Origin of the sequence: Pantoea sp. SIMBA_079 (assembly GCF_046940275.1) — a bacterium.
Classification (GTDB): domain Bacteria; phylum Pseudomonadota; class Gammaproteobacteria; order Enterobacterales; family Enterobacteriaceae; genus Pantoea; species Pantoea borealis.
The window spans coordinates 1-271 of record NZ_JAWRYR010000317.1 but is presented as its reverse complement, the minus strand read 5'-3'; the positions used below and the strand labels follow the sequence as shown (position 1 = coordinate 271).

Genomic DNA, 271 nt, shown 5'->3' with positions numbered 1-271 from the left:
CGGGTCAGTTCGACACACTCGTGCCTGGTGTCCGGCTTGCCTCCGCGACGATCTGTCAGCGGGCGAAGTCACCTACGACCGGCTCATCTGGCAGCTCCAGCCAGTAGCTCATTGCTCGCTTCACAAGATAGTACTGATTGATCATTGTCACAGCTGCGGCAACATCCAGCATCCAAATCGCAATATCGCAGCGGAAGCTCACATCTGTTGGAGTTGCATGAGCGACTTGAGCGCCCACTACGATCGGTCTCTCTATCGTAGAAGGCCATAC

General features: G+C 55.7%; 1 pseudogene. It reads left to right on the top strand.

Annotated features, from left to right (window positions below):
* Positions 1-52: 52 nt before the first annotated feature.
* Positions 53-271 (top strand): annotated as a pseudogene (locus SB719_RS20190) (hypothetical protein); the annotation flags it as partial.